This is a genomic window from Alteromonas macleodii (assembly GCF_903772925.1).
In the GTDB taxonomy this organism is placed as follows: Bacteria; Pseudomonadota; Gammaproteobacteria; order Enterobacterales; family Alteromonadaceae; genus Alteromonas; species Alteromonas macleodii_A.
Genome location: NZ_LR812090.1, coordinates 1119783 through 1139810 on the forward strand (window position 1 = coordinate 1119783; position 20028 = coordinate 1139810).

Annotated in this window: 19 protein-coding genes and 1 pseudogene (1 of these 20 cut by a window edge); 18 read left to right on the forward strand and 2 right to left on the reverse strand. The window is 44.7% G+C overall.

What is annotated here, in order from left to right:
- Positions 1 to 9: 9 nt before the first annotated feature.
- The 5 genes from PCAR9_RS04845 to pseI are packed head-to-tail and all read left to right on the forward strand — an operon-like array spanning position 10 to position 3430.
- A complete protein-coding gene (locus PCAR9_RS04845) occupies positions 10 to 654 on the forward strand; it encodes an acetyltransferase (protein ID WP_179982646.1) in 645 nt (214 codons plus the stop codon).
- On the forward strand, positions 654 to 1244 hold the full coding sequence (locus PCAR9_RS04850) for a hypothetical protein (RefSeq protein WP_179982647.1): 591 nt from the start codon (positions 654 to 656) through the stop codon (positions 1242 to 1244). The genes PCAR9_RS04845 and PCAR9_RS04850 overlap by 1 nt, the downstream gene beginning before the upstream one ends.
- 1 nt (position 1245) lies before the next feature.
- Positions 1246 to 2184: a ketoacyl-ACP synthase III gene (locus PCAR9_RS04855; RefSeq protein WP_179982648.1), complete on the forward strand. Its 939-nt coding sequence runs from the start codon at positions 1246 to 1248 to the stop codon at positions 2182 to 2184.
- Positions 2174 to 2401, forward strand: coding sequence for an acyl carrier protein (locus PCAR9_RS04860; RefSeq protein ID WP_179982649.1), 228 nt, complete (start codon positions 2174 to 2176; stop codon positions 2399 to 2401). Before PCAR9_RS04855 ends, PCAR9_RS04860 begins: the two co-directional genes overlap by 11 nt.
- Positions 2402 to 2404: 3 nt before the next feature.
- Positions 2405 to 3430, forward strand: coding sequence for a pseudaminic acid synthase (gene pseI, locus PCAR9_RS04865; RefSeq protein WP_179982650.1), 1026 nt, complete (start codon positions 2405 to 2407; stop codon positions 3428 to 3430).
- On the opposite strand, the gene pseC is transcribed toward pseI, so the two are convergent.
- Positions 3411 to 4580 carry a UDP-4-amino-4,6-dideoxy-N-acetyl-beta-L-altrosamine transaminase gene (gene pseC, locus PCAR9_RS04870; protein ID WP_179982651.1) on the reverse strand — a complete coding sequence of 390 codons (1170 nt, stop codon included), beginning with the start codon at positions 4578 to 4580 and terminating at the stop codon, positions 3411 to 3413. The two genes, pseI and pseC, sit on opposite strands and share 20 nt — an antisense overlap.
- A complete protein-coding gene (gene pseB, locus PCAR9_RS04875; protein WP_179982652.1) occupies positions 4577 to 5578 on the reverse strand; it encodes a UDP-N-acetylglucosamine 4,6-dehydratase (inverting) in 1002 nt (333 codons plus the stop codon). Before pseB ends, pseC begins: the two co-directional genes overlap by 4 nt.
- Positions 5579 to 5859: 281 nt before the next feature.
- On the opposite strand from pseB, the gene PCAR9_RS04880 reads away from it, so the two are divergent.
- The 13 genes and pseudogenes from PCAR9_RS04880 to fliL all read left to right on the forward strand — a co-directional run.
- Positions 5860 to 6657, forward strand: a complete 798-nt coding sequence (locus PCAR9_RS04880) for a flagellin (protein ID WP_179982653.1) — start codon at positions 5860 to 5862, stop codon at positions 6655 to 6657.
- Positions 6658 to 6820: 163 nt separating this feature from the next.
- Positions 6821 to 8284: a sigma-54 dependent transcriptional regulator gene (locus tag PCAR9_RS04885; protein WP_179982654.1), complete on the forward strand. Its 1464-nt coding sequence runs from the start codon at positions 6821 to 6823 to the stop codon at positions 8282 to 8284.
- Positions 8285 to 8420: 136 nt separating this feature from the next.
- Positions 8421 to 9560, forward strand: coding sequence for a sensor histidine kinase (locus PCAR9_RS04890; protein WP_179982655.1), 1140 nt, complete (start codon positions 8421 to 8423; stop codon positions 9558 to 9560).
- Positions 9561 to 9576: 16 nt separating this feature from the next.
- Positions 9577 to 10914, forward strand: coding sequence for a sigma-54-dependent transcriptional regulator (locus PCAR9_RS04895; protein ID WP_179982656.1), 1338 nt, complete (start codon positions 9577 to 9579; stop codon positions 10912 to 10914).
- A gap of 243 nt (positions 10915 to 11157) precedes the next feature.
- Positions 11158 to 11493 (forward strand): flagellar hook-basal body complex protein FliE, encoded by a 336-nt coding sequence (gene fliE / locus PCAR9_RS04900; protein ID WP_179982657.1) that lies wholly within the window; start codon positions 11158 to 11160, stop codon positions 11491 to 11493.
- Between the two features lie 12 nt (positions 11494 to 11505).
- The gene (fliF, locus tag PCAR9_RS04905; RefSeq protein ID WP_179982658.1) at positions 11506 to 13200 is read left to right on the forward strand and encodes a flagellar basal-body MS-ring/collar protein FliF; all 1695 of its coding nucleotides are present in this window, start codon (positions 11506 to 11508) and stop codon (positions 13198 to 13200) included.
- A gap of 12 nt (positions 13201 to 13212) precedes the next feature.
- Positions 13213 to 14253, forward strand: coding sequence for a flagellar motor switch protein FliG (fliG, locus tag PCAR9_RS04910; protein WP_025254367.1), 1041 nt, complete (start codon positions 13213 to 13215; stop codon positions 14251 to 14253).
- 104 nt (positions 14254 to 14357) lie between these two features.
- A complete protein-coding gene (gene fliH, locus PCAR9_RS04915; protein WP_179982659.1) occupies positions 14358 to 15140 on the forward strand; it encodes a flagellar assembly protein FliH in 783 nt (260 codons plus the stop codon).
- Positions 15133 to 16467 (forward strand): flagellar protein export ATPase FliI, encoded by a 1335-nt coding sequence (fliI, locus tag PCAR9_RS04920; protein WP_179982660.1) that lies wholly within the window; start codon positions 15133 to 15135, stop codon positions 16465 to 16467. Before fliH ends, fliI begins: the two co-directional genes overlap by 8 nt.
- A 72-nt stretch (positions 16468 to 16539) precedes the next feature.
- On the forward strand, positions 16540 to 16986 hold the full coding sequence (gene fliJ, locus PCAR9_RS04925) for a flagellar export protein FliJ (protein ID WP_179982661.1): 447 nt from the start codon (positions 16540 to 16542) through the stop codon (positions 16984 to 16986).
- A gap of 350 nt (positions 16987 to 17336) precedes the next feature.
- Positions 17337 to 18419, forward strand: a complete 1083-nt coding sequence (locus tag PCAR9_RS20040; RefSeq protein ID WP_232091121.1) for a hypothetical protein — start codon at positions 17337 to 17339, stop codon at positions 18417 to 18419.
- A gap of 43 nt (positions 18420 to 18462) precedes the next feature.
- Positions 18463 to 19599: a flagellar hook-length control protein FliK gene (locus tag PCAR9_RS20045; protein WP_232091122.1), complete on the forward strand. Its 1137-nt coding sequence runs from the start codon at positions 18463 to 18465 to the stop codon at positions 19597 to 19599.
- Positions 19600 to 19826: 227 nt separating this feature from the next.
- Positions 19827 to 20028 (forward strand): annotated as a pseudogene (gene fliL, locus PCAR9_RS04935) (flagellar basal body-associated protein FliL) (it continues 331 nt past the right edge of the window).

A 20028-nucleotide genomic window follows, 5' to 3' on the forward strand; every position in this document is an offset into this window, starting at 1 on the left:
AGGCAGGATGTGTTGAAAAAGGTAGTGATCATAGGTGGTGGCGGGAATGGCTTAGTTGTCGCGCAAATTGTTCTTGATTTAATTAAGGCCGGGGAGCCAGTCGAGCTTGTAGGGTTTTTAAATGACAATATTCCTGTCGGGGAGTACATCGAGCGATGGTCAGTATTAGGCGCTCCTCATGAATGGGAAAGCTTAGACGGTGATGTTTCGTTCGTTTATGCGCTACTGTCTGTTGGAAAAATGAAAGTTCGCGCCGACAAGTTTAAACAGCTAAATATCCCACAAAACCGTTTGGCGACACTGGTGCATCCATCTGCAAGCATCAGCTTTAATGTTCAACTGGGGAGCGGGGTAGTCGTTGCAGCCAATGCAGTGCTCCAGCCTGGAGCGAAGATAGGGGACAACTGCTTTATTCGCGCGAATGCAAACCTGGGGCACGATGTTACGCTTGATAATCTAGTTGATATCGGCCCTAATTCAACCTTGTGTGGCTATGCTCATGTCGAAGAAGGCGTTCAAATAGCCCCAAATTCAGTGGTTAGAGACAGCGTACGTATTGGTACGTACAGCACGGTGGCTGCTGGCGCTGCTATTTTCAAAGATGTTGCCCCTGGCGCAACTATGTTGGGAAATCCGGCTAAAAGGATTCGATAATGAAAACAGAACTCAAGTTTAAAGGCTCGCGAGATTATTTACACAGTACGGATTTCTATACGTGGCTTAGCACGGCAGTGTGTGATGAAAATCAAATCGTGACTAAACTCATATTTAAGCAGTTAATTCATCGCCAATGTGAAGTTTTACTTGGGCAAGGCGCGGTGGGGGTTGAAGAAAATATTGTTGGCGCTGTCCAGTTCCTTGATAAGAATACTCGGGAGAGTATAAGTGGTGTAATTGTCGAGACTGCTACACCAGTGGACGAATCTTATCCATTTGACGAGGATGCTTTAGTAAAAGATGCTGAAATAGTTGCTTCGCAGCAACAAATTACTGCTTCTTGTCGCAACAACTGCACAACCGTTGAACTTGTAGTGGCGCTAACGAAAAAGCTCCACAACACCCTCTTTAGTCTAAATAAAGGAAAGTGGTTGGTGGGGCAGCTTAACTTTTCCGATGAGCTGCCGATAGTTTATGAAAGCGTTTCTATAAAAACTACGCGGATGATGCAAAACAAGTTTTCGATTAACGACGTTATAATCGATGGTAAACGTTTTGGAACCGTGCAGTTTATTGTTGGAGAATAGCATGATAGGCATTAAAGCTATTTCAAGCTACATACCTAAAGACGGCGTAGACAACTTCAAGCAAGCGGAAGCTTTTGAGGAAACAGCATCATTTGTTGAGACCAAACTCGGTGCTCGGTTTTTGCCAAGATTAGAAGAGGGTGATGATACCTCTGATATGGCAGTAAAGGCGGTGGAAACTTTACTTTCTGAATCGGACCTTGCTAAAGAAGACATAGATGCACTAATTGTTGTAACTCAAAACCCAGACGGTCACGGTTTGCCACACTGCGCCGCCCTTGTGCATCAAAAACTAGCGTTACCTACTCATGTAGCTGCCTTCGATGTTTCACTGGGGTGCTCAGGGTATGTTTATGGATTATCAATACTACAAGGCTTCTTGACTGCAACTGGTAAGAAAAATGGCGTCCTGGTTACCGCCGATCCGTACTCAAAAGTGATTACAACGCCCAATAGAACAACCTCTATGCTGTTCGGCGACGCCGCTTCTGCTACATGGATGGGAGAAAATCCACAATTTTTAGTTTCAGATTGTACCTTTGGTACGGATGGAAAAGGCGCTGAACATCTAAAGGTAGAGCAAGGCGAGCTTTATATGAATGGAAGGCAGGTCTTTAACTTTGCTTCATTGAATGTTGCTCCTGCTATAAAATCATTATTAGAAAAAAATGATTGGTCCGAAGAGAGTGTGGATGCTTTCATTTTACACCAAGGGAGCTTGGCTATTGTTGACGCAATAGCAAGGCGCTTCAAAGGCAGTGAAGATAAGTTTATTAAAGCCTTAGAAGAGACGGGGAATACTGTATCTTCATCTATCCCGCTCATATTGAAAAACTATTTACATAGCGACAACTCAACGCGACTCGTATTGAGCGGATTTGGCGTAGGGTTTTCGTGGGCCACCTGCCTATTAAAGAGGAATGAAGAATATGTTAACTGAAGTAGACGTAAAGCAAGCAATGACTGATTCTGGTGTAACAGCAGATGTGACCAACCTAGGTAGCGAACAAGCGTTTTCAGAGTATGGTTTAGATAGCTTAGATTTATTCAATTTGTTTGTGGAGCTTGAAGGCAAAACTGGCGTCACTGTGCCAGACGAAGACCTTGATAAGCTAAAGTCTATTGACGACGTACTTGTATACTTTAATAAGTCTTAATAGATGTACCCGTTTACCGATCAAGTATTCATCATTGCCGAGTTGTCCGCTAATCACAATAACGATTTTGATTTGGCGGTCGATACGATAAAAGCAATGGCGAAAGCAGGAGCTAATGCGGTTAAAGTACAAACCTATACTGCTGATTCGCTGGCCATAAATATAGATAATGACATTTTTGGAAAGCGCAAAGACGGCCTATGGAAAGGCCGTACTTTATGGGATTTATACAAAGAAGCATCTATGCCTTACGAATGGCATGAGCCACTTCAAAAAGTAGCTCAAGAGTTGGGCTTGGTATTTTTTTCTAGCCCGTTTGATTTAGATGGTGTGGCACTTTTAGAGCAGCTTGATGTTCCCCTCTATAAAATCGCTTCGTTTGAAATTACTGATATTCCATTGATAAGGGCGGTTGCGAAAACGGGCAAACCTATTATTATCTCAACGGGGGTAGCGCAACAAGCTGACATTGCCTTAGCGTTAGAAACCTGTCACCAAGAAAACAATTACCAAGTAACACTTTTAAAGTGCACGTCAAATTACCCCTCTACTCTTGCTGATGCCAATCTTAAAACCATGGTAGATATGCGTGATACATTCGACACCACTGTAGGTGTTTCTGACCATACCATGGGCTCTGTGGTACCGGTAACGGCCGCAGCGATGGGAGCCAGAGTCGTAGAAAAGCATTTTATCTTAGACAGAGCTTTAGGTGGTCCAGATTCCGCGTTTTCAATGGAGCCAGGCGAATTCGCAGACATGGTGAAAAGTGTTCGTCAGGTAGAGCTTGCGTTAGGTAAGGTCACTTACGAGGTAAGTGAAAAAGATAAGTTAAGACGCCGCTCGCTTTACGCTAGCGTGGCCATTGAGAAAGGTCAGCCCTTCACTCATGACAATGTTAAATCGCTCAGAACAGGTTTTGGCTTGGCCCCGCAACATTTAGACGCACTTCTAAGTCAAAATGCATCAAGGGCTTACAATATTGGCGACCCAATATTAGCTGAAGAGGTTAGCGCGATAGTTGATTAACAATATCAACCGTTGTATCAACTACATATTGCGCTTCTTCTCTGGTAAGTGAAGGATATAGAGGAAGCGTAATCGCGTGTTCGTAGTATTGTTCTGCTTGAGGGTAATCACCCTTTTTAAAGCCTAATTTTTGATAATATGGCTGAAGGTGAATAGGAATGTAGTGAACGTGAGCAAAAACTCCTTTTTCCCTTAAGGCTTCGATTGCCGCTTTGTGTGAATCTGAGTTTAAACCTGTGCATCTAATCACGTACAAGTGATAGCTACTGTAGCATTCGGTTATAACCTCAAGCGGCGTGATCTTATTTTGTTTTCTGAATGCGTCGTTGTAAAAAGACGCGAGCTCGTTTCTTTGCTCTACGAACTGAGTTAGTTTAGTTAACTGGCTTGCACCTAAGGCCGCTTCTACATCGTTCATGCGGTAGTTAAACCCTAGCTGAACTTGCTGGTAATACCAAGGTCCGTGCGATTCTTCAGTCATTTCGTCTTGATTAGCGGTAACGCCATGGCTTCGCATCAGCTGTATTTGCCGAGCTAATTCGCTGCTATTAGTTAAGGCTGCGCCCCCTTCCATGGTCGTTATTATTTTAACAGGGTGGAAACTGAAAACCGTAATATCTGAAAACTGACAGCTACCTACGGGGCGTTCGCAATATTTCCCACCAATCGCGTGGGAAGCGTCTTCAATGACACAAAAGTTATATTTCTTAGCAAGTGTGGCAATCGCTTTCATATCGCATGACTGACCTGCGAAATGCACTGGGATCAGAGCTTTAGGGAGGGTCCCTTGCTCTTTGGCCTGTGCTAATTTAGCCTCTAATGCATTAACAGATATATTGCCAGTGTTAGGCTCTATATCAACAAAGTCGACTGTCGCACCACAATAAACAGCACAGTTTGCTGAAGCTACGAAAGAGTTGGGACTTGTCCATACAATATCGTTTTGTTGTACCCCAAGAGCGAGGCAAGCAAGGTGCAGCGCAGACGTAGCGCTATTTACTGCGACCGCATGCTCGGCACCACAAAATTGAGTCAAGGCCTTTTCAAAAGCGGGAACAGCAGGCCCCTGTGTCAGCCAGCTTGATTTTAGTGTGTCGACAACAGCGTTAATGTCATCTTCATCAATTGACTGGCGTCCGTAAGGGATCACTTAGCAGCGTCCTTATTACAAGAAATAATTTCTTCAACTGTAAGAAAATGGTGGTTAGTGTCAGAAACATATTCGAAGCCATCAGACACAGGTTTACCCTGTTCTTCTAGCCCGTTTACGGTGAAGTCGTTACTTCTATTGAAGAATTTAATAGCTGGCGCAATCACGAAGTGGTCATCATACTCAAAAGTATGAAAAGCCATGTCGCCGGGGCACATCATTTCGTGAAGCTTTTCACCTGGTCGAATGCCCACAATTTTTATTGGCACACCTGGTGCCATAGCTTCGGCCAAATCGGTGATTCTAATTGATGGTATTTTAGGAACGAATATTTCGCCGCCAAGCATCCGCTCGAAATTCTTTAGAACAAAGTCTACGCCCTGTTGAAGGGTTATCCAAAAGCGGGTCATATCTGTATGCGTAACAGGAATATGGTCTGTACCTTCTGCAATGAGCTTTTCGAAAAAAGGAACAACCGAGCCACGAGAGCCTACTACATTTCCATATCTCACTACCGAAAATCGAGGTTTTCCTGAGCCTACCATATTATTTGCCGCTACAAATAGCTTGTCGGAGGCAAGTTTAGTAGCGCCGTATAGGTTTACAGGATTAGCCGCTTTGTCTGTCGACAAGGCAATGACTTTGCTTACCGAATTATCAATAGCTGCGTTAATAACATTCTCAGCACCATCAATATTAGTGCGGATACATTCAGTGGGATTATATTCAGCAGCGGGGACTTGTTTCATAGCGGCTGCATGAATAACGTAATCCACACCCTGCATTGCTCGGGTAAGGCGGTCTTTGTCTCGCACATCGCCTATGAAATAGCGCATGCATGGAGCGTTAAACTTTTGCTGCATTTCGAACTGTTTGAGTTCATCACGCGAATAAATGATTAAGCGCTTGGGGTTGTAGCGTGACAACAAGTTTTCGGTGTATTTATGACCGAATGAACCTGTACCACCTGTTATCAATATAGACTTACCGTCAAACATAGATCGCCCACGATTTTTATGATTATCGTTTAAATATATCATGTGTCGGCAACAATGCCATAAACCATTAGGCCACAACGATTATTCATCAAAAATAATTACAAAATAAAGGTATTCAACTACCAGTATGTTTATTTAAAAAGTGCCAAAGGCTTAGGCTCAAAAGCGCCTCTCGTTTATAGTTTTTCCTTAGAGAGTATGAACTTTTATACTTTGTGTTGATTAGAAGTTATACAGCGTTATGCTATATTTGGATGAAGTGTTAATGAGAGGGCGCAATTATGCAAATCAATAACAGCAGCTCAACATCGCTAATTGGTCAAATCCAAGAAAAGCAGGACAACTTATTTGAGAAGCTGGCTTCTGGAAAAAAGGTAAACAATGCCTTAGATGATGCGTCGGCCCAACAAATCATCGACCGATTAACATCAGAAGTCGAAGGTAATCGCCAGTCATTAAACAACGTTTATGATGGCATCTCTGTCGCGCAGGTTGCAGAAGGTGGTCTAGGCAGCATTAATGATGATGTAAACCGTATTCGCGAGCTTACTTTGCAGTCTGGTAATGGTGTGCTTAGCAGTGGCGATCGCCGTGCTATTCAATCTGAAATAACTCAGCTACAAGAAAACATCTCGCAAACTATTGAGCAAACAAATTTTGCTGGCAAGCCGTTATTATCTGAAAATGGCTCACTAGAATTTCAGTCAGGTTCTAGCCCTGGTCAATCGATTAGCGTTAACACGCAGGATGTTGCGGCGCAGCTTAACGATGTTCTATCTATCGATATTACGTCAGGCACTAGTATTGAAGATGCACTAGGTGCAGCAGATGCGGCTATAGAAACCCTCGGCAGCGCGCGGGGCGATTTAGGCGCTACACAAAATCGTTTTGAAAGTGCTGCGCGTTCACTCACTCAAGCTAACGTAAATACTGCAGAGGCTCGAAGTCGTATTCAAGATTTAGATTTTGCGCAAGCGACTTCGCAACAAGCTTCAAACGACGTATTAGGCCAAGCTGCACTTACTGTTCAAGCGCAGGCGAACCAGCAGCAAAGCCAAGTTTTATCGCTATTAAGCTAGACTAAATGGTGTAGGTTAGGCTAAATTTAATCGAAAGAAGCAGGGTAACCTGCTTTTTTTATTGATATATTTCCCAAAACAGCGGTTGCGCTCCGATCTTTTGTCGTTACAATTTAGAAATGCGCTAAACTGTAAATAATAACAAAGCGTTCTCGGGGAATTGATGAAGAACATTTTGCTGATTAGTGATAATCAGGAACTTATTCAAAACTTGGAAACTATCGTTACCTTCATGGGAGAGTCGTGCCAGTCACGAGGCTTCAGTGAATGCGAGCGATACCTCCATGAAAGTGGTGCAGACGCCGTGCTTATCGAGTACCGCTCGCCCACCGCTGTAAGTAATTTGGTAGAAAAGTTTCCACACATACCGTTCGTTGCATTAGTTGAAAGCAACACGCAAGCATCAGCGAGTTGTAACCTGGTTAGTGTTATTGCTACACCACTAACGTACCCTGTTTTAACGCAGGCTATACACCGTTGCCAAGAATACTCTAGACGCAAACCCAGCTTATCTCGTGCTTCGGGAACAAAAACCCGATTATTCAGAAGCCTCATTGGTAAGAGTGAGCAAATTCAAATTGTAAGGCGTTTAGTAGAGCAAGTAGCTCCCACAGACGCTACCGTGTTGATTTTAGGTGAGTCTGGTACGGGTAAAGAGGTGGTTGCACGTAATGTTCACTTTTTGTCTGAACGTAAAGATGGTCCATTTATTCCTGTAAACTGCGGCGCTATTCCCGGCGAGCTTTTAGAGAGCGAATTGTTTGGTCACGAGAAAGGTGCTTTCACAGGCGCTATCAGTGCACGTAAAGGGCGCTTCGAGTTAGCCGAAGGCGGCACATTATTCCTCGATGAAATCGGTGATATGCCGCTTCAAATGCAGGTTAAGTTATTACGTGTGTTGCAAGAACGTATGTTTGAACGCGTAGGGGGGAATAAGCCCCTTCAATGCAACGTACGTATTATTGCGGCAACGCACCGCAACTTGGAGACCATGATCAGCGAAGACAAGTTTCGAGAAGACTTGTATTACCGACTCAACGTTTTCCCGATCGACAGCCCTGCGCTTCGACAAAGAAAAGACGATATCCCCTTATTACTTCAGGAATTGAATAGCCGAATTCAAGGGGATGGCGTTGAAAGCGTACGCTTTACCGAGCAAGCGATTGCGTCGCTTATGGAGCATGAGTGGGCGGGGAACGTTCGTGAGCTTTCAAATTTAGTTGAGCGATTAACAATCCTTTATCCTGGGCAGATTGTTGATATTGCTGATTTACCGGAAAAGTACCAGTACGGTGATGTTCAGGCTTACGAGCCAGACTATCCAGAAGAAATGCTTGAGCGTGAAGCCTTTAATGAACTATTTGCTGAGGCTGCAGCGCAAGAGCCAGAAGAAGACGTTAGCGAGCAGAATCACGACGGCCTAAACGGCATGGTGTCGTCCTCGTTACCTGCAGAAGGGGTTAACCTTAAAGAGTATCTTTCTGAGCTTGAAGTGAATCTCATAAAACAAGCCCTAGAAAACCAAGATTGGGTGGTCGCACGTGCCGCCGACAAGCTTGGAATGCGCAGAACTACCCTCGTTGAAAAAATGCGAAAATACGATATTCAGCGTACCGAAGAAGCGTAATGTCAGCTAATTGACGTTACGCTTTCTCTCAAAAATACCATCTATCTTACTGATAAATAAGCCAATGTTAAGTTGGCATATCTTCTGCTTTATCTAAGCCATAGTTAAACAGCGTCTGCAATTTGACGAGGATGATATGGCTTTCGATAGCACACAACAATCTACAGAGTATTTCGCATCTGCCTATGCACTTAATGGCGGCTCTGCGGTATCTCAAGATGATTATCAAACGTCGCAAAATGATGATATTGAATCCCTGAGATTGCAGGCGAGTCGACTCGAACATTTACTTCAAGTAATGCCCGCGGGTGTTATTGTTATTGATGGCAAGGGTATTGTTCGCCAAGCGAACGAGCAGGCAAAAGCATTGTTAGGCGAACCGCTGGAAGAGGAAGTGTGGCGCAGTATTATTACTCGCTCTTTCAAGCCTCGCGCAGATGATGGTCATGAAGTATCGCTTGTTGATGGTAGACGAGTGAAGCTTTCCATTACCCCATTAGACAATGAGCCAGGTCAGCTAATTGTTATCACAGACTTAACTGAAACCCGTCGACTGCAAGCGCGCGTTAGCCACATGCAACGGTTGTCTTCTCTTGGAAAAATGGTGGCATCACTAGCCCATCAAATCAGAACTCCACTTTCTGCAGCCATGCTTTATGCGTCAAACTTAACGCGTAAAGGGTTAGGGGAAGAAGCACAAACACAATTTGCGAACAAATTAACAGACAGGCTTAAAGAGCTGGAAAGCCAGGTTAATGACATGCTGCTTTTTGCTAAATCTGGCGAAGAGCAAGTGGTAAGCAAAATTAGTCTCGCTGAATTATTCGGCTCCATTGAGGGCAATGCACAAAGCATGACAGCTCAAGCGCAGCAAAAGCTAACGTTTTCAGGTTTTGAGCAAAACGTAGCAATAACTGGGAATTTAACTGCTCTTCAGGGGGCGTTGTTAAACCTCATACATAATGCAAGCCAAGTCACCCCGAAAGGCGAGTGTGTGCATGTTCAGGCATCAGTAAGCAATCAGCGTTTACATGTTTCAGTTATTGATAAAGGCCCTGGTGTACCAGAACGGTTAAAAACCAAAATCTTTGAACCCTTCTTTACAACTAAAACTCACGGTACCGGTTTGGGTCTTGCTGTGGTGAAGTCGGTGGTAAGTGCGCATAGCGGCGCACTCAATGTAATTGACGTACCCGAGGGCGGAGCATGTTTTAGCGTGTCATTACCGTGCTCGGCGAATGCTAAAACCTCACAAACATTGACTCATGTCGCGTAAGTCATAGGAGAGAATAATGTCTAAAACTACCATACTAATTGTTGAAGATGACGCGGGTTTACGCGAAGCGCTCCTAGATACTCTATTATTAGGTAACTACAACGTGATTGCCGCCGATTGTGCAGAAGAAGCGTTAATGATGCTGTCGTCTCAGAATGTAGACCTAGTGGTTAGCGATATACAAATGGGCGAAATGAGTGGCTTAACGCTGCTAAAAAGCATTAAAGCTAAATACCCTAATATGCCTGTGCTTTTAATGACGGCCTACGCCACTATTGATGATGCGGTACAAGCGATGCGTGATGGCGCAACGGACTACCTTTCAAAGCCTTTTGCGCCAGAAGTATTGCTAAACTTAGTGGGGCGCTACGCGCCTGCACAAAAAATTGAATCACGTACGCCAATCGTAGCCGACCCCTCAAGTTTGAAGCTACTTGAGCTTTCGCGGAAAGTGGCGAAGTCTGAAGCTACCGTTATGGTCATGGGCCCAAGCGGGTCGGGTAAAGAAGTGCTATCCCGCTATATTCACGACCAGTCACCGCGAAGCGATGCGCCTTTTGTTGCCATCAACTGTGCTGCTATTCCAGAAAATATGTTGGAAGCCACTTTGTTTGGATACGAAAAAGGGGCGTTTACTGGCGCTATTCAGGCCTGTCCGGGTAAGTTCGAACAAGCTCAAGACGGCACCCTGCTACTTGATGAAATAACTGAGATGGATTTGGCGCTTCAGGCTAAATTGCTGCGCGTGCTGCAAGAGCGTGAAGTTGAACGTCTTGGCGGCCGAAAAACCGTTAAACTAAATGTGCGAGTTATTGCTACGAGTAACCGAGATTTAAGAAAAGCAGTAGATGCAGGTGAATTCAGAGAAGACTTATACTACCGCTTAAACGTATTTCCTATTGAATGGCGTCCTCTATCGGAACGCCCGGGAGACATTGTTCCACTTGCGGAGCACCTTGTTCAGCGTCACGCAAGTTCACAGGGCCTAGGCACAATCAGGTTAAGTGCTGCAGCACGCAATAAATTATCGCAATACAGCTGGCCAGGAAACGTTCGAGAATTAGAGAATGTGGTTCAGCGAGCACTTATTCTTTGTGAAAACAATGAAATAGATGCAAGCGATCTAATGATTGACGAAGACATGTCGGCCCCGCTTGAAGTTACACAAGAGCAGGTTGAAGACAACAAATTGGGCTCAGAACTTCGCTATCAAGAGCACCAAATTATTCTTGATACATTAGTCTCGTGCAATGGTAAACGTAAGGACGTTGCGGAAAAACTTGGCATTAGCCCTAGAACCCTTCGTTATAAACTAGCGCGCATGCGTGAAGACGGCATTGAAGTACCGGCTTAATACTGCTGTTTTGAACCTCTCGTTTAACCCCGTTATCCGTCGCCTCTGTAGTAAAGAAGGCGGCGGTTTTTTGTTGCTCCCATCAAATCAAACGCCATAAATTTGGCTTCCTTCCTTTTTTTTTACTCTTATCATATTGATATATATGGGTTTTTAAAGTTGGCAAGCCCTTTGCTAAATCACTCATATAATTAGTTATTCGCCGTTGTTCAGGCGGTTTTTAAAGAAACGCTAGGAGTGGGTATGGACGTTAAAGCCAATAGTTTGTATCAAGAAATGCAAAACATGATAGGGCAAACTCGTCTTCAAGTTAACGAGCCTCAGCAGCAATCGCTTACTGAAATAAACAGCTCTGCAAGCGATTTCTCGACCATGCTTAAGAACGCGGTTGACGGTGTAAACGGTATGCAGCTTGAGTCAAAAGATGCTCAACAGCGCTTTGAAATGGGCGACCCAAGTCTAAGTTTAGCCCAAGTCATGTTGACAAAAGAAAAGGCAGGCATTGCTTTCGAAGCTACTGTTCAGGTACGTAACAAAGTACTTGAAGCCTATAAAACAATAATGAATATGCCGGTATAGGTGGAGTAGGTTATGGCTGAAGCAACAGGTACAAACCTTACGGTTCCTGATCAAAATCAAGCAGCGGACAATGAGCCAGAAAACAAATCTGGTTTCATGGATACGTTAGGTAGCGCAGATATGATGCGCCAGATGGCCCTTGTGGTTGTTTTGGTCATTTGTGTGGCCATTGCTATTTTCATCCTTATTTGGTCACAAGAGCCTGATTATCGTCCCCTCGCTAAGATGGAAACCCAAGAGCTTATCGAAACTCTCGATTATATGGATGCGAATCAAATCGATTATAAGCTTGAAGGCAATACTGTTTATGTAAGAAGTGACGAATTCCAAAATATCCGCCTGGGTATGACACGCCAAGGGTTAACTAAAAGCTCAGATACTGGTACCGATATCATCATGCAGGACATGGGTTTTGGTGTAAGTCAGCGTGTTGAGATGGAACGTCTTAAACATGCGCGTGAACAGCAAATTGCCTCGACCATCGAAGATATCGCAAGTATTCAAAAAGCTCGAGTACTGCTGGCGATGCCAAAAGAAAACGTGTTTGCCCGTAGAGAGAAGAAAGCGTCCGCAACAGTGGTATTAACCGCTAAACGCGGTGCCGTCATTGCTGGTGAAGAGGTTGATGCGGTTGTCGATATTGTGGCATCAGCAGTTCAAAACATGGAGCCGTCTAAAGTAACGGTAACTGACAGCAACGGTCGTCTGCTTAACTCAGGCTCGCAAGATTCAATGAGTGCTCGTGCCAGAAAAGAGTACGAAATTGAACGCCAGCGCGAGCAAGAGTATTTAGAAAAAATTGACGCTATATTGATTCCAGTTTTGGGCATAGGTAACTACACGGCGCAAGCTGATGTTACGATGGACTTTACTGCAATGGAGCAAACCCAGCGTAGCTATAACCCAGACTTGCCTGCGGTTCGCAGTGAAATGATCGTCGAAGAGAACAGCGTAGGTGGCGGTGTTGGCGGTATTCCAGGTGCATTATCAAATCAGCCTCCGTTAGATTCTAATATTCCAGAAAATGCTGTGGGCGGCAGTCAACAAACCATGCCAGGGCGCACGGCAAAAGAGTCAACGCGCAACTATGAGCTTGATACCACCATTAGTCATACTAAAAAACAGACAGGTGTAATCCGCAGACTAAGTGTGTCAGTGGCAGTGGACTATACCCAAGTTGCAGGTGAAGACGGCGCTATGACGCCAACGCCACGCAAACAAGAAGAAATTCTTAATATTCGCAGACTATTACAAGGCGGGATTGGCTTTGACGTAACCCGCGGCGACTCGCTAGAAGTGGTTAGCGTACCCTTTACTCGTATGGATGCAGGTGAAATTGAAGATGCGCCTTTGTGGGAACAGCCTGGTTTTCTGCCAATTCTTAAGCTAGTTGTTGGTGGCTTGGTTATAATAGTACTTATCATCTTTGTGATTCGACCTATGCTACGTCGTCTTATCAACCCAGATGAGTCTAACGAGGCAGATGAATTTGATGCCGATGAAGGCTTAGACTTAGGCGATGACACAATTAGCATGTTAACGTCTGACTTTGACGAAGGACAGGTAGGCTTTGCGCCAGATGGTTCACTTATGCTACCTGACTTGCACAAAGACGAAGATGTACTTAAAGCCGTACGCGCGCTAGTGGCCAATGAACCAGAATTATCAGCCCAGGTAGTTAAGGGCTGGTTAATGCAAGACGAGTAGTGAGATAAGATTATGGCTGAAGAACTTGCCAATGTTGAAGAACCGTCATACGACGTCAGTAAATTAGAAGGCGTAGAAAAAGCTGCCATCTTACTACTTAGCTTATCTGAAGAAGATGCGGCGCAGATATTAAAGCACCTTGAACCAAAACAAGTGCAGAAGCTGGGTTCTGAAATGGCGAAAGTGGACGATATGACGCAAACCAAAATTACGTCAGTTCACAAACACTTCATTGAAGAGATTCAGAACTACAGCACGATTGGTTTCCAGAGCCAAGACTTTGTTAAGCGAGCACTAACTGCGGCCTTAGGTGAAGATAAGGCGGCAAACCTTATCGATCAGATCCTAATGGGCAGTGGCGCAAAAGGTCTAGATTCACTGAAATGGATGGACTCTAAGCAGGTGGCGAGTATTATTCGCAACGAACACCCGCAGATCCAAACCATTGTACTGTCTTATCTAGAGCCTGAGCAAAGCGCTGAAATTTTGGCGCAATTCCCAGAAAAAGTACGTCTTGATCTGTTGATGCGTATTGCGAATCTAGAAGAAGTTCAGCCAGCAGCATTGCAAGAACTAAACGAAATTATGGAGAAGCAGTTCGCTGGTCAAGCGGGAACGCAAGCGGCGAAAATGGGCGGTTTGAAGTCTGCAGCGAACATCATGAACTACTTGGATACCGCGATAGAAGGTCAGCTGATGGACGCTATTCGCGAGCAAGACGAAGAGATGAGTCAGCAAATTCAGGATCTTATGTTTGTCTTCGACAATTTGGTCGATGTAGACGACAAAGGCATTCAGGCAATATTGCGCGAAGTGCAGCAAGATGCGCTGCTTAAGGCAATTAAAGGTGCTGACGAAGAGCTTAAAGATAAGATTATGCGCAATATGTCTAAGCGTGCTGCTGAAATGCTTGGCGATGACTTGGAAGCTCTCGGCCCTGTTCGTATCAGTGAAGTGGAAACTGCACAAAAAGAAATTCTTTCTGTTGCCCGTCGACTTTCTGACTCAGGTGAAATCATGCTTGGCGGCGGTGGCGGTGAAGAGTTCTTGTAAGCACTCTGATGCCCTTAGAGCTGTAGCTGAGGTAGAAACAAGTCTCGTAATAAAGAACTTTGTAATAAACAGCCTCGAAATAAAAAGTCTTTGGTAATAAAAAAATGTCTGGTAATAAAAATTTCAGTGAAAACGAAATAAACGAAGCTAAAGCATGGGATCTACCGTTTGTCGATGATCCAAGGGCAGCTAGAAAAGACGAGACAACCAATGCACTGAACAAACGCTCAGATTGGAAGTATGAGCCCCCTGAAGTTGAAGAAGAAATCAAGCCTCCTACCGCTGAAGAGATAGAAGCTATTCGCCAGGCTGCCTATGATGAAGGTTTTCAGGAAGGCAAGGAAAAAGGTTTTGAAGAAGGTAAAGCTAAAGGTTTTGAAACTGGCTTGGCCGAAGGTAAGGAACAAGGTCATAACGAAGGTCTTGAGCAAGGCTTAGAAGAAGGTCGCCAGCAGATGGCTGAACAAGCCGAAGTGTGGCAAATGCTTGCTGAAAAATTCCACGACCCACTTTCTCAGGCTAACGATGAAACCCGTGACCAGCTGGTTAAACTTGCTGTAACACTTGCAAAAGCAGTTATTAAAACAGAGGTCAGCACTAACCAACAAGTGATACTTCAAGCGTTAAGTGAAGGCATTAAGGCGTTACCCATTAATCAAGCAGATTATCAAATTCACATGAACCCAGACGATATTGAATTGGTAAAAGCGCATTTCGGCGACGAAGAAATTGCTAAAAAAGGATGGAGTCTGGTTGAAGCCCCGGCGATGGAACGCGGAGGTTGCGATATTACCACTGCACAAAACGCCGTAGATGTGTCTATTGAGCGCCGGTGCCGTAACGTTATAGATAAATTTTTACTAAACCAAGGTTTGTCAGATGACTAGCCCTTGGCATTCGCATTTTGAATCCCTCACAAAACAGGTCTCTTCTCCGCCGGTAGTCGCTGCCGGCAAGTTAGTTCGTGGTATCGGTTTAACTCTCGAAGCGGTGGGGTGTCAGCTACCCGTTGGCAGTCAATGTTTAGTACAGACCATTGAAGGTGAGATAGAAGCCGAAGTGGTTGGTTTTGGCGATGATATAACTTATTTAATGCCCACCGAAGCGGTACGCGGTATTGTACCAGGAAGTCGCGTGATGCCGTTAAACCGACAAAGCGGTTTACCGGTAGGTATGGGGCTTTTAGGGAGAGTGGTAGATGGTAATGGTCAGCCCCTTGACGGTTTAGGTGAGATAAATGCCGAAGCCCGAGCGCCGACGACTAGACCGCCAATGAACCCGCTTATCCGCCGTCCCATAAACACCCCGATGGATGTAGGCGTACGCGCCATTAACGCACTCAATACGGTTGGTGTAGGTCAGCGTATGGGGCTATTCGCAGGAAGTGGCGTGGGTAAAAGTGTGTTATTAGGCATGATGACCCGGGGCTGTGAAGCCGACGTGGTTGTTGTAGGGCTTGTCGGAGAGCGTGGCCGAGAAGTAAAAGAATTTATTCACGAAATCCTAACAGAAGAAGAACGCAAACGTGCGGTTGTAGTTGCAGCACCAGCTGATACTTCACCGCTTATGCGCTTAAAGGGCTGTGAAACTGCGGTAACTATTGCGGAATATTTTCGTGACAAAGGCATGAAAGTGCTGTTGCTTATTGATTCGTTAACCCGTTATGCCATGGCGCAGCGTGAAATTGCGCTGGCTGTGGGTGAGCCTCCAGCAACAAAAGGCTATCCGCCATCGGTCTTTGCTCGGTTACCTGCATTAGTTGAGCGAGCTGGTAATGGCAGCGAGCGCCAAGGCTCTATTACGGCCTTTTATACGGTACTAACAGAAGGGGACGATTTGCAAGACCCCATAGCCGATGCTGCTCGTGCCATTTTGGATGGTCACGTGGTCCTATCAAGAGCCCTTGCCGATAGCGGTCATTACCCTGCAATTGATATTGAAGCGTCGATAAGCCGTGTAATGCCAATGGTGGTGAGTGAAGAGCATCAACTTATGGCTCGTCGCATTCGCCAGGTTTATTCAAACTACAAACAAAACCAAGACCTTATTTCTATTGGTGCTTATGCAAAAGGGTCAGACCCACGTATTGATTTAGCGATTCGTGCAGAGCCTGCAATCAACGCTTTGTTACAGCAAGGAATAAAGCAAGTCATTCCTTATGACGAAAGCCTAGAAGGTATGGCGGCACTTGCCAAAGGGTTAGGGCAGGGATGATGGCTTTGTTAGTCAACAGTATTAAAACGTTTGTGAAGAAGAAATCAGAACTCTTGAGTAAGGGCGCTAAAAATGTCTAAACAACTAGAGCGTCTAGCCGAGTTTGAGCGAGAAAAAGAGCAGCGAGAAGCCCAGTATTATCAGCAGGCTCAGCAAAATGTTAATCAGCAAAAGCAAAAACTAACTAGCCTTGAGCAGTACCGTATTGATTATATCAAAGGTATCCAACAAACAGGTCAAGCCGGCGTTACGGCGACTTATTATCAACAACACCTATCTTTTGTTGGAAAATTAGATAAAGCGTGTGAACAGCAAATGCAAGTGATTGCTCGTGCACGAATGGCAGCGGACCAGCGCAAGCAAATATGGCTAAAGCAGCAGCAGAAAGTTAAAGCTGTTACCTTGTTGCTTGATAAGAAGAAGTTGGCTGAACAGAAAAAAGAAGCTAAAGCCGAGCAGGCCATGATGGATGAATTTGCCACACAACGATTTTTCAGAGCTAAGCGCTCTCCTTTCTAATAAATAGTATGTTCTCAAGCCACTTTGGCTCAACCCTTGCAAAATCAATATGAAATGTAACAGCGCGCTTTAGTTTCAATGCAATGGTTATTACGCTCTAACAGTGTTTGTTTGAAGTTCTACACTTATTACAAAGTAAGAAATTCAACGATAGCGAGCATAAAACCTAATGCCAAACGATAGCCATAAAGGCTATCTGAGTAGAGCTAAGTGATTGAAATTTAGATAAGCGTTGGTGGGTTTGCGATTTACTTCTCTCGGTATGTTTAAAAATAACGCCCAGTGATTGATTCGCATCACATTACGTCTTCTTGGTGAAAGACGAGATAAATGTAGGACGGTAGGACAATATGCAACAAGTTGCCGCACATAAAACAGACATTGCCGCATTACCTTTTTCTGCTTCTAGCACAGCTAAAGCGGTTGAAACAGGTATTGGTACGCAACAGCAAGCGAATAGCGAAAACAACCAAGCATTTAATCGACTTTATCAGGAAGCAAAATCGAGCAAATCAGATTTTGTTTTAAATGACAAAGATGCAATACGCGCTCAGTCCGGGGAGACAACCCGTTCGGCAGGCTCATCTGCTAACAATTCAGTTTCTGATGAAACAGTGAAGAAGGGTAAAGACCGCGATGCCGGACATACTAATCTTCCTGTTGAAAAGAAAGTAACAGACAATCCTGCAGAGTCAGCGCCAGGTACAAAAGAAGAAAACGCTGCCTTTGCTCGAAAAGAGATAGCAGAAGAGACAGAAGCACAGCTCAACTCGGGTGATAAAGAAAAGGCCAGTTTGACGGTAGATGACATTGAAGGTGGGGTTGAACAAAAAGGCGTAACCGAAGCAGAGTTTGTTATTGGAGAAGGCGGCAAAAAAGATGCTGAGGCAGGCGTTATTACCACACCTGGTAGGCCTGATGGAAAGCCGGATAAGGCTGATGAAGAGCCCGACTGGATTGCCTATGTTGAAACCCTAGTCGAACGCTTTGGTAAGACTGATAACAAAGAGCAAACTAACAACAGAACAACCAATGGTATTTCTGAGGTTTCAGATGAGACGGTTAATGTTCTTTCTGTAAAAGAAAACGGTAAGCTTTGGAAGATCCCAGACGGTGTAGATGCCAGCGACGCACCCTCGGTAATGGCGCATTTACTTTCTCAGCTTAATAGTGGCAGCAGTGAGGGGGAAATCGCTATCGAATCCCTTTCAACCGAAGCACAACAAACACTGAGTGCTTTGACCGCACTATTGCTTGGCGCTGAAAGCGAACAAAGTGGTGCTAACGGCGAAGCAAACGCTGAGCTGTCACAAATCCTCGCCAATGATAAATTAGATTCAAATGCCAGTGAACTTTCTGCACTAATTGCACAACTCATGCAGCAAAAAGAAAGCGATATCGATGCAGATCTAAAGTGTAAGCAATACAGATGAGGAAACGCTGACAAATAGTACAAACGCATCAGATGAATCTCTTGTGTTGAGTCTGTTATCTGATGAGCTTAAAGCGATGCAAAAGTTATCTTCAGATGAAGCCAGCTCTCAGTTAGAAGCATTGTATTCTGACGCAACCACTGACATAGCCGTTGACGGAGCTGTCTTAGAAAATGGAGATGTAACTAATGAGGCAGACAAAAATAAGGCAACTGCCACAGCGTCAGTAATGAATGCCCCAAATGCTATTTCTCAAAGTGCTATGCCTATAAATAATAGCTTTGAAATGACCGGTGATTCACAAAGCGACTTACTAACTGCGTTAAGTGAACTTTCCCCACAAAGCGCACAAAAAGCTACCGAGGCATTTGCTGAACGTGTAGTTACAGTAATGCCAAGTGGTGCCCAACAACAAGCTGTGAAGGCAAATATCATTGCTGGTATTAATGAATTTCAGCAACAAGTTCAGCAAGGTAGAGAGCCTGGTATTGATTTGACGGCTATTGTGAGTGATGCCGCCAACGAGGCAGCAGTAAATACCGAAGTAATTGCTTCAATGACTGCAAGGGTCGATAGCCAGGCGAGTCAGTTCCTTAACTTGATGACGCAAACACAGGCCAGCGCCCAACAAGCTTTCGCAAGTATGGTAGGTCAAACCGATACGGTAATACAAGAAAACACCCAGCTTCGCGCTGAAGCGTCAAAATCTCAGCAGCAGTTTGAAGGCTTTGATAAGGCGGTCAACATTCATAAGCCAGAGGGCCAGCAGCAGCTAAATGAAAAAATTCGCTGGATGGTGAACGCGCGCAACACCATGGCTGAAATACGACTCGATCCCCCGGAAATGGGCAGCATGCAAGTTAGGGTAAATGTTGCAGGTGACGCAGCAAGCGTAAGCTTTGTTGTTCAATCTCAACAAGCGAAGGAAGCGCTAGCCGATGCCATGCCTAAATTAAGAGATATGCTTTCTGAACAAGGCATTGAGTTAGGTGATGCTGAAGTAAGAAAAGATAATTCTTCGGGTAACGAAAATGGCCAGCAACTTGCAAACGATAATAGCAGAGGAAGTGGCACCGAAAACCGTGGAGAAAATGACGGTTTAGACGATATGGGCGAAACGCGGATTATCGAGCAATCAGTGACGCGGGCAGCCAAGGGTGGGATTGATTTCTACGCTTAAAATTAAGCAAAACTATTATCAATAGGTAGCATGGTGAGATTATTTTAAGACTGCTATGTTTGATGTATTCAATTGAATACGATTAAACAGGTCGATGTAACGCCGCTCAATAGCAATTGATGGCTGCTGTTACCGTATCAAGTAGATGTAGATACGAATAATGGCATTGCCATTTGCGATGGAACATTGATAATACGTTTTTTCTTAATATTACTGATGAGTTACACATGGCTGATGAAGAGTTACAGGTAGAAGAAGGCGGTAAAAAGAAAGGCAAAATGATGTTGATCATCATTATCGCTGTGGTTCTTGTAGGTGGTGGAGCTGCCGCTTATTTCTTACTGTTTGCAGGAGGCGATGAACCTGCGGCCGAACAACTGGCTGAAGCCGACGCTGCGGCAGCCGCCGAGAGTGCACCGGCAGCGAGTT